The organism is Saccharopolyspora sp. NPDC002686 (assembly GCF_040295745.1).
GTDB lineage: Bacteria > Actinomycetota > Actinomycetes > Mycobacteriales > Pseudonocardiaceae > Saccharopolyspora > Saccharopolyspora oryzae.
The window spans coordinates 1-1,555 of record NZ_JBEOVY010000649.1 but is presented as its reverse complement, the minus strand read 5'-3'; the positions used below and the strand labels follow the sequence as shown (position 1 = coordinate 1,555).

The window sequence follows — 1,555 nt, the reverse complement described above, 5'->3', positions numbered from 1 at the left end:
AAGTCGTACTCGTCTAACAGGTCCGACACCGCCGCGTACCACTGTTCGCGGCCGGTGAGCGCGCGGCTGATGTCGGAGGCCCGAGACCATCCGCCGCGACCTGGCCGCGCTCGAACGCCAGGGCCTGGTCCGGCGCGTCTACGGCGGCGCGATCCCGGTCGAGCGGCTGGACTTCGAACCCGGCGTCTCGTTGCGGGACCGGACCAACGCCGCGGAGAAGGAACGCATCGCGCGCGCCGCGCTGGACCTGGTGCCCGACCGGGGCACGGTGCTGCTGGACGCGGGCACCACGACCTCCCGGCTGGCCGGTCTGCTGCCCGCCGAGCGCGAGCTGACCGTGGTCACCAACTCGCTGACGGTGGCCACCCAACTGGCCACCCGCAACAACTACAACGTGCACATCCTCGGCGGCCGGATCCGCGGTACCACGCTGGCCACGGTGGAATCCTGGGCCCTGGACGTGCTGCGCGGGCTCACCGTGGACATCGGCTTCTTCGGCACCAACGGGTTCTCCGCGGTCCGCGGCTGCACGACTCCGGACCCGGCCGAGTCCGCGGTCAAGGCGGCGATGGTGGCGGCCAGCCGCAAGCGCGTCCTGCTGGCCGATCACGGCAAGTACGGCGACGACCAGTTCAGCAGGTTCGCCGAGATCGGCGAGATCGACGTGGTGGTCACCGACGACGGTCTCGACGAGGCGGCGCTCGACGAGCTCGAGAAGGTCGAAGCGGAAGTGGTGCTGGCGTGATCGTGACCGTGACCCCCAATCCCAGCCTGGACCGCACCGTGCAGGTCGACCGCCTGGTGCCCGGTTCGGTGCACCGCACCCTCCTGACCCGGTTGGACCCCGGTGGCAAGGGCGTCAACGTCGCCCGGGCGCTGGCCGCGGCCGAGGTGCCGACGCTGGCGGTGCTGCCCTCCGGCGGTGCCGACGGCGCGCGCCTGGCGGAGCTGCTCGCGCCGGAGTCGGTGCCGGTGGTGGAGGTGCCCGTGCAGGCCCCGACCCGCAGCAACATCGCGGTGGTCGAAGCCGACGGCACCACCAGCAAGTTCAACGAGCCCGGCCCGGAGCTCACCGCCGCCGAGGTCGCCGCGCTGGAGCGGGCCGCTGCCGAGCTCGCCGGACGCGCCGAATGGCTGGTGACCTGCGGCAGCCTGCCCGCCGGATGCCCGGGCGACCTGCACGCCCGCATCGTCGCCGCGGCCCGCAGCGCCGGAGCGCGGGTCGCGGTGGACAGCTCCGGGCAGCCCCTGGAACTGGCCTGCAAGGCAGCGCCGGACCTGATCAAACCGAACCTCGCCGAACTCGCGGAGCTGACCGGGAACCCGCTGCGAGACCTCGGCGACGTGCTGGACGTCGCGGAGCAGCTGCGCGCCGGTGGCGTGGGTGCAGTGCTGGTGAGCCTCGGGCAGCTGGGCGCGGTGCTGGTCGCCGCAGGAAGCCTGATCTGCGCGCTCGCACCGGATCTGCTCGTCCTCGTGCTCGGCCGGATCGTCATGGGAATAGGCGCGGCGGCGGTACCGGTGCTGTCGATGGTCGCCATCACCCGGCTCATCC

At 72.6% G+C, this 1,555-nt stretch carries 2 protein-coding genes; both read left to right on the top strand.

Annotated elements, in window-relative coordinates; genetic code table 11:
- Positions 1-88: 88 nt before the first annotated feature.
- On the top strand, positions 89-745 hold the full coding sequence (locus ABTZ89_RS38610) for a DeoR/GlpR family DNA-binding transcription regulator (protein ID WP_351054438.1): 657 nt from the start codon (positions 89-91) through the stop codon (positions 743-745).
- A partial coding sequence (locus tag ABTZ89_RS38605) for a 1-phosphofructokinase family hexose kinase (RefSeq protein WP_351054436.1) occupies positions 742-1,555 on the top strand: 814 nt, incomplete at its 3' end. The genes ABTZ89_RS38610 and ABTZ89_RS38605, both read left to right, overlap by 4 nt.